Origin of the sequence: Methylibium sp. (assembly GCF_013817365.1) — a bacterium.
Classification (GTDB): domain Bacteria; phylum Pseudomonadota; class Gammaproteobacteria; order Burkholderiales; family Burkholderiaceae_C; genus Methylibium.
On the sequence record NZ_JACDCU010000175.1, the window covers coordinates 1 to 7,598 of the forward strand.

Annotated in this window: 7 protein-coding genes and 1 tRNA gene; 4 read left to right on the top strand and 4 right to left on the bottom strand. The window is 64.0% G+C overall.

The annotated features are described in order from the left end of the window. Positions 1–933 precede the first annotated feature (933 nt). Positions 934–2,049, bottom strand: a complete 1,116-nt coding sequence (locus H0W38_RS11725; RefSeq protein WP_292454149.1) for a hypothetical protein — start codon at positions 2,047–2,049, stop codon at positions 934–936. A 797-nt stretch (positions 2,050–2,846) separates the two neighbouring features. On the opposite strand from H0W38_RS11725, the gene H0W38_RS11730 reads away from it, so the two are divergent. The 4 genes from H0W38_RS11730 (at position 2,847) to H0W38_RS11745 (ending at position 4,977) form a co-directional block, all read left to right on the top strand. Further along, positions 2,847–3,113 (top strand): hypothetical protein, encoded by a 267-nt coding sequence (locus H0W38_RS11730; protein ID WP_292454150.1) that lies wholly within the window; start codon positions 2,847–2,849, stop codon positions 3,111–3,113. Between the two features lie 7 nt (positions 3,114–3,120). Further along, complete coding sequence (locus H0W38_RS11735; RefSeq protein ID WP_292454151.1) at positions 3,121–4,041, top strand: tyrosine-type recombinase/integrase; 921 nt, start codon at positions 3,121–3,123, stop codon at positions 4,039–4,041. 352 nt (positions 4,042–4,393) lie between these two features. Beyond that, complete coding sequence (locus tag H0W38_RS11740) at positions 4,394–4,648, top strand: transposase (protein WP_292454152.1); 255 nt, start codon at positions 4,394–4,396, stop codon at positions 4,646–4,648. A 47-nt stretch (positions 4,649–4,695) separates the two neighbouring features. Continuing rightward, entirely contained in the window at positions 4,696–4,977 is a 282-nt protein-coding gene (locus tag H0W38_RS11745; protein WP_292454153.1) for a hypothetical protein, read from the top strand. A 315-nt stretch (positions 4,978–5,292) separates the two neighbouring features. Here the strand turns inward: H0W38_RS11745 and H0W38_RS11750 are convergent. The 3 genes from H0W38_RS11750 to H0W38_RS11760 all read right to left on the bottom strand — a co-directional run. Then, a tRNA-Arg gene (locus H0W38_RS11750) sits at positions 5,293–5,369 on the bottom strand. 41 nt (positions 5,370–5,410) lie between these two features. Next, on the bottom strand, positions 5,411–6,658 hold the full coding sequence (locus H0W38_RS11755) for a heme biosynthesis HemY N-terminal domain-containing protein (protein WP_292454155.1): 1,248 nt from the start codon (positions 6,656–6,658) through the stop codon (positions 5,411–5,413). A gap of 37 nt (positions 6,659–6,695) precedes the next feature. Further along, a partial coding sequence (locus H0W38_RS11760) for a uroporphyrinogen-III C-methyltransferase (RefSeq protein WP_292454157.1) occupies positions 6,696–7,598 on the bottom strand: 903 nt, incomplete at its 5' end.

Sequence of the window (7,598 nt, forward strand, 5' to 3'; positions counted from 1 at the left end):
GGGTGCCTTCCTGAGCAAAAAGCTCGGAAGGTAGGCCCCTGGGAAATCAAAAGCTTCGAGACGCCTTCGGCGCTGGCACTGGCCGGTATATGCCGACTCCGCACTGGCCGGTATATGCCGACTCCGCGCTGGCCGGCAGATGCCGACTCCGCCACCTGCCAGACCAGACCTCAAGTGGCCTGATTACGCCGACTCCGAAGTGGCCTGATTACGCCGGTCGCTGACATCGTAGCGGGTGATGTCGTACATGAAGCTGCTCCTTGGGGGTGTCGAGGAGCTGCAGTGTTCCGAGCTCGACCCTCAGACAGGGAGGACAAATAGCGGCGCGAGTCCCCGGCCGTGCGTCGGAGGCCACAAGAAGGAGCCATCCGGATTGGTGCCGGCTTTTACGTCGTGGGCTGAGTCCGTCGTCGGAGGTCGCTCGGAGGCCGCACCCGATCGGCGGTCCCCCAAACGCAGAGAGCCGCACGGGTGCCCGCCGATGCCAAGCGCCGCGTCGGCCAATCCGCCGGCGGTCAGCCGCGAGGTCAAGTCATGCATCGACGAAGCAAGCGGGTGGGAGACGCTGGAACTGCCGGTCTGTCGCCTAGGCCGCGTGAGCCATGCACCTGCAGCCCCGTGCAGTCGACCCCCAACGCGACGGTTCTTCCCCAGGGCGTGGCAAAGCACCGCGGCGGTCTGTGCCGCTGTCTAGAATCACGTCACTCGTTGGGCCGGCGCACAGTTAGGGGTGCCACCTGGGGGTGCCACTTGGCTCGCGACTCGACCCCCTGGCGCGTCGTGCAAGTTGTTGATTTTCTAGGCCTTGGCCGTCGGGCCGAGGGTTTTGGTGTCGCTTCCCTGAAGCGCTACCTAGGATGCTCTGCATCCGCCCGCGGTACTTCAACTCCGGCCTGCTGTCACAGGCGCCGCGCTTCAGCGGCATTCAATGAATCAACCTGAGCGCTTGGAGCCAGCTACCTTGCGCTTTACCGGCTTATTCGCCGAAAGAGCGGGCGCATTGCGTTTTGTCCTTCGTGCTTCGAGTGCCACCTTCACTTCCGCCCACGTTCGGGCGCGTTTTGTGGAGAGCTCTCCGGCTTGGAACGGACGAAGAACGAATGGCCAGTATCCCTTCACGCCAGCCAATTCAGCGTAGACGCGGATTAACTCCCGGCGACGCTTCGAGTCGTCCTCGCTCAGCCCCTCTCCCGTCTCAAGGCAAGCAAGAATTCGATGCAACTGGTCACGCCCGATGCCTAGCCGAAGCGCCTGCGCGCTGAAGTCAGAAGGACTTACCTGGCTTGCCAGGACTGCTGGCAGGCTCGCCCTCTTCTCCCGCTCCAAGCGCTGAAAGACGTCTTCCTGCTCACTCAGTTTCTCGAGGAGATCGGCCATCGCTACCTTGTCGTAATCGCGTTGCAGCCGACACCTGAGCTGAATCTCGCCCTTTGCCACTCGCAAACGGCGCTGTATCGACGAACTTGCCCGCCGAATCGTTTCCTCGGCATTCGGTTGCCAATACTGCTCCGACCTCAGCAGCGTCGCCAAAGTGGCCTCGACAACCACATCCAAGAGCCTCGCGGCATCCTCGGCATGCTCACCCGCTAACGACGACTGAAAAAGAAAAGACACCAAGTCTTGCACTCGGTCCTCAAGAGCACCGCGCCTGCGCTGCCGGCTTCTTGCCGACGTTTCGGCCTTCTGTCGGTCTAGGCGCTCGCTCTCGATTCGACACCACCGGACCCATTCTTCTGCACCGGTGCCACGGGCATCCGCTGGTATCCATCCCAGCTTGGAAGCCGCCTCCACCAGTCGGAGGCACTTCGGGGCGCCACACATGCGATTGCCGGTTGCGTAGCGACGCAGTTCCCTTCGAACGGCCTCCGCAGATTGACCCAACTCATGGGCCAGAAACACGTGCACGGTCCGACGTCGCATGGTGATTTCGACAGCAGATTCATCCAATTGCCCTTGCGCGAGAGCGGCGGCGCCTCTGGTCTCGATAGCTGCGGCGAGCGCCACGACCGCCGGGCGGAACTGAAGGGTCTCTTGACGGTTTCTGCTCATGATTAGAATTTTGTGCCTCTTAATGTGCCTGATACGCAGACGTATTGAACAGAACGACAAAGCTGCATATCCTTGATGCGATGAACTCTACCACTGTCATTCAAAGCATGCATACTTCTCCTGCAGCTCGGTGCGTCTACACCGCAAGATTGAACGACTCACCGCTTCCTGACCAACACTGTGGGCCTCTTATCTATTCGATTGTAGAGACTGGTAATGGCACTGAGCTCCCGCTCCGGATGCTCGGCGTCGACATCGTCAGCGAACGCCCTCAGAGAACTCGCCGTCAAGAACGTAACGTTGCCGCCCTAACGGCGATGCAATACGCGCCCGACCGTTCAAGGGACAAGGAGGACAGCTCGCCCGCACCGTTGCAAGCGCCCGCCAGGCTGCACGAGGTCGTCGCCTGCACAGAGTGTCAGCAGCCACGGGTAAGCGCCTCCTGGTTCGACAAGAGCCTTTCTCCGAAATCCCCGAACGGCGCACCGCAAGCCCTCGGCAGCTGACATGGGTGCTCGAGATGCACTTGCAGTTCTTCCGCGTGGGCTTTCCACGGAAGCCGCCATGAGCTATTTGGGACTAAAGCGCCGCGCATTCGACGCCCTCAAAGGCGAACTCCAGTCAATACGACTTGGAACGACCACCCTGTACGACCGCTTGGACCTCGATGCGCTGTTTGAGCGACTGAAGTCGTCACGCCAAGGCCCCGAGCAGAGAACGCCCGCGCTCTGGGAAGGTCCGGCGCCAACGCCGACCAAGGTCGGCATACCGACGAGCCAAAAGAGAACTAAAACATCATGGGACGCTCAACGGGCATCTATCGCGACGAGGGGACCGGTCGCTACTGGGTCGACAAGCGCTACCGCGGTGTACGACTACGCGACCACTTCGAGAGCCATCAAGAAGCTGAAGAATGGTTGATTCATCAACTCGAGAACCTTCGACGTCAGAAGCAGTTCGGGGAACGTCCGAAGGTCAAGTTCAGCGCCGCAGCCGCACGCTTCCTCGAGGAAAAGCGACTGGCTGGGAAAACCGTCTGCAAAGACCGATGTCTACCATCTTGATGCCGTCATGCCTTTCCTCGGTCACCTGGACATCGACAAGATTCACGACGCGAGTTTGAACACCTTCCGTGCCGCAAGACGGGCCGAAGGGCGAAAGACCAAGACCATCAATCTGTCGGTATCCGCCGTTCGGGCCGTCCTGAACAGGGCCGCAACGCTGTGGCGCGATGATGCAACTGGCTTGGCCTTGCTTGAACGTCCGCCCAAGTTCGTCGAAACGCCCGTCGACGACCAACGCCCTCCACGACCCCTCACTTGGGATGAGCAGGCGCGGCTTCTAGAAGCTCTGCCCAATCATCTCGCAGACATGGCACTGTTCATGTTGAACACCGGCGCTCGCGATGACGTCGTGGTCAGTTTGAGGTGGGACTGGGAACTATCGATTCCCGAACTTGGCGTGAGCGTCTTTCTGGTTCCCGAGGCGCACGTCAAGGGCCGCAGGTCCGAGAAGGTACTTGTACTCAACACGGTTGCGCAGTCCGCGGTGGAACGCATGCGGGGACGCCACCCTGAGAACGTCTTCGTGTGGCGACGTGAACGCAAATCCATCACGAAGAAGTACAAAGTGCCGCCCATGACGTATCGGCCGGTGGAAACGATGAACAACACGGCGTGGCAAACCGCTCGAAGGAAAGCAGGCCTCGGTGACCTGCATGTTCACGACCTGCGCCACACCGTCGGCGGAAGGCTGCGCGAAGCCGGAGTTTCTCAGCGCGGAATCGCCGACATTCTGTGGCACGCCGGAGGCTCGATGACCAGCCATTACGCGGTCGCCAGCATCGGCGAGCTTGTGCGCGCGCTTGAACTCATCAAGAACCCTACAGGTCAGCTCAACAAGTCAATCCTCACCCTGCGTGCGGAAGCAAGGGCAAAGAAGCTCGAACAATCCGTGGTGCATCGGCCCGTCGACCACGCGTCCTCGACATAAGCCGGCATCACATCCATCGAGCTGGTGAACAGTGGCCTCGCGAAGTCGGCTGCGCTTGCACTGGTAGCGTTCAGATTCGTATCGTGTTCGTATCGTATGCGTGCTCTTAATAAGGCTCAACATGGCGCGACCGTCTGTAACTTATGAGGAGGTGACAGCAGTAGCCAATGCGCTGTGCGCGAACGGCGTGAAAGACCCCAGCGCCGACGTCATCCGTGGAGAACTCGCCAAGCGTCCCGGTCCAGGTCGTCCTATCGGCTCGCCGAACGTAAGCGGTCCATAAACCGCGTCCTTGATCGCGGCCAGGGTGCCTGACACCCTACGTTCCCACGTAGGTGAACGTGGGAACGTGATGTCAGACGAATTGGAAGACTTGACGCGCCGACTCGTGGTCGGGCGCAAGAGCGATGGCCGCGGTGTGTACGACGAGGCGGCCAAGGCCGAGTTGGTGGCCGCATGCGGCAGGCCGGGCGCGTCAGTGTCGCGACTGGCTCGCGAGTGCGGGATCAATGCCAACCAGCTCAGCCGCTGGGTGCGCGAGCACAGCGAGCGACGCCAGCGTGTTGCGAGCCCCGGTCCCGCACCCGAGGCGTTCGTCGCCACATAGAGGAACTGAGCCATCAGCTTGAGATGCGTGCCTCCCAAAGAGACTCTATGGCTGGACAGCTCTCCGACCGGACGAACGAGACCACCGAGCTCAAAACCGCACTTCTGGCCGCACTGGAAAAACTCGGTGCGCTGGAACGCGAGTTGCACGTCGCGCAAGTGAAGGCGCAAGCGGCGGGCGGACGTGTGGAGGAAGTGCGCGAATCGACAGACCGTTTGGCTCAGCAAGATGCAGCGGGAGCTAGACCAGGCTCGTACTGGTCAAGCAAAAGCCGAACATCGCGCGACCGAAGCCGAGAAGCTGGTCGCCCGCACTCAAGCCCACATTGATGGTGAACGCTCAGCGAAAACCGTGCTCAGCGCGCATGTCGGCGAGCTTCAGGCCGCCGCGTTTGGAAGGGAGCTCCGCGCGTGCTGCAGCCGCGGAGGCTTGGACGGCCGGACTGACCAACCAAGTGGCTTGGCTGAACCAGACCGTGGCGATGCTGCGTTCGATCGTTCCAACGCCAGCACGGGATGCACGTTCTTCACCCGCAGGGACCTAGCGGGCGTTGTGAGAGAGCAGGTGAAGACGCAAGTCCCCAAAAACTCCCCACGCAAAAGGTGACAGGCTACGGCCTTTCGGACGTAACCCGTTGATTTTGTTGGTGCGGCTGGCAGGATTCGAACCCACGACCCCTTGGTTCGTAGCCAAGTACTCTATCCAACTGAGCTACAGCCGCATCGAGCCGCGCAGTATAGCAGCGCGGAAAAGCCGCATTGCTCAGGCAGCTGACGCGGCGGCGCGGAAACAGGTCGCGGCGCGCGGTGCATCGCCGGTGTGTTCGGCCATGCCGGCCAGCTGCAGCCACGCCCGGCGGCGCGCAGCGGCGGGGAGCTCGGAGTCGGCGCCGGCTTCTTCGAGCATCTGCCGGGCCTTGCCCCAGATTTGCCGCGCCACCAACGCACGGCCCATCGCATAGGTGAGCGCAGGCTCGCCGGGGCAGGCCTGCAACGCCGCTTCCAGGCGAGGCAGCCACTCGGGGCCGATGCCCTCGACCGTGTCGGCCAGTGCCAGCGCCAGGGTGTCGCGTTCGTCGCGCTCGAGCAGCGTGACGCGGTCCCAGAACGGGCGCAGCCATTGCCGCGCCTCCTCCGTCGCGCCGCTGGCGGACAGCTGTCGGGCAGCGTGCGCCGCGACATGCACGTCGCGGCGGTCGCTGGCGTCGAGCTCGCGCCAGGCACGCTTGAGCTGATCGGCATCGCGCGCGCTGCCCAGCGTCTCGATCGCCAGTGAGCGCACCAGCCCCTGAGCCGCCGCCGGCGAGAAACCCTGGTGCTTGGCCAACAGGCGCGCCGTGCGGAGCGCTTCCATGGGCTCATCGGCGAGGCGGGCGGCCTGCAGCTTCAGGCGCAATGCCTGGGTGCGGCGGGCCACGCCGGGCGGCAACTCCGCCAGCAGTTCGAGGGTGCGGCGGGCGTCGCGATCATCGAGCGCCCATTCGGCGGCCAGCAGCCGTGCGCCCTCCTCCGCGGCGCGCGCAGCCGCGCTGCCGCGCGTGAGCTCGAAGGCCCGGCGCATCTCCTCATCGCGTCCCGTGCGGTCCTGCAGCCGGTGCAGGCTGCCGGCGGCCAGCAGGTGACCGAGCACGGTGAACTCGTTGTCCTTCTCCAGCTCGGGCGTCTCGACTTGAATGGTCACGGCACGCTGGGCCGCCTTGTGAGCACGGCTGTAGCGACCGCCGAAGTACTGCGAGAGCGCCTCGCGCAGGGCCGCCTGCGCCACACGGTCACGCCGCGCCACGCGCCATTGACGCGCGCGCCCCGGCAGCCCGACCAGCGCGGTGAGCGTGCGCACCAGCGTCATGAACACGAGGCAAAAAGCGATCAGCGCCACCATGAACAGGTTGAACGACAGATCGATCCGCCAGGGCGCCCAGTACAGCGTCACCAGGTTGTCATTGCGGCCGAGCAGCGCGGCCGCAACGACTGCCACGATGGCAAGCAGCAACAGCCAGATCACGCCGCGCATCGCTGCTGCTCTCTCTTGTCGCGACGCGAAGACAGCGTCACCGACCCTGCGCCGCGGCATCGAGCGCGGTCAGCGTTTCATCGGGACGTGGCAGATCGGCCTCGCCGGCCTGGGCCGCCACGCTGCGGAGCAGCTCGCCGAGCAACAGGGTCTTGCGCGCGTCGGCGTCGAAATAGCGTTGCGTTGCGCTGGCCGCCTCCTGCAAGTCGGCCCGCGCCGTATCGAACTGGCGGCTTTGCAGCGCCACACGCGCGTTCAGGATTCTGAGCTTGAGGTTCTCACGCAGGAAAAAGCTTTGCTCGGGCGCGAGCAGCATGGCCTCGGGCCGGTCGATGCGGGTTACGCGCACCAACCCGCGGGCCTCTTGCCACACGCTGCGCCACCAGTCGTCGGCGCTGGTCGGCAACCAAGCCCACATGTTTTGCGATGCGGCGGCGGGTGATGCCGATGCGGTCTCAGCTGACGCCGACGCGGCAGTGGGGGACGCCGAAGCAGCGGCAGTGGGCGCCGACGCGGCGGCGGGCGGTGCGGAGACAGGGGCCTCGGCAAGAAGCGCAGCGCGTGTGGCCGCCGTGGCCGGCGCATCGATGACACGCAGCGGCGCGTCGTCCACCAGGCGCACCGCTTCGTCGAGCTTGATCGCCAGCGAGGCGATGTCTGCCACGCCGACCGACCGGATGCGGTCGAGGTCGCGCGCAATGGCGCGGCGTATGTTCTCGAAACGCGGCTGCTCGGTGCGCGCCAGCCGCTCGTCGGCCGCTGTCAGCGCGGCGACCAGCGGCTCGGCGCTGCCGGTGATGGCGGTCTGCTGCACGGCCACGCGAATACCGCCTTCGATGTCCACGAGGAGGCTTTCCTGGCCCGAACGGGCCAGCGACTGGATCAGCCCTTCGAGCTGGCTGCGCTGCATCGTCGACTCGGCCACCCGTTCTTCCAGCAG

Excerpts from the sequence above, each read along its gene's own strand:
- H0W38_RS11725 (WP_292454149.1), bottom strand. The coding sequence starts at position 2,049 with ATGAGCAGAAACCGTCAAGAGACCCTTCAGTTCCGCCCGGCGGTCGTG.
- H0W38_RS11730 (WP_292454150.1), top strand. The coding sequence starts at position 2,847 with ATGGGACGCTCAACGGGCATCTATCGCGACGAGGGGACCGGTCGCTAC.
- H0W38_RS11735 (WP_292454151.1), top strand. The coding sequence starts at position 3,121 with ATGCCTTTCCTCGGTCACCTGGACATCGACAAGATTCACGACGCGAGT.
- H0W38_RS11740 (WP_292454152.1), top strand. The coding sequence starts at position 4,394 with ATGTCAGACGAATTGGAAGACTTGACGCGCCGACTCGTGGTCGGGCGC.
- H0W38_RS11745 (WP_292454153.1), top strand. The coding sequence starts at position 4,696 with ATGGCTGGACAGCTCTCCGACCGGACGAACGAGACCACCGAGCTCAAA.
- H0W38_RS11755 (WP_292454155.1), bottom strand. The coding sequence starts at position 6,658 with ATGCGCGGCGTGATCTGGCTGTTGCTGCTTGCCATCGTGGCAGTCGTT.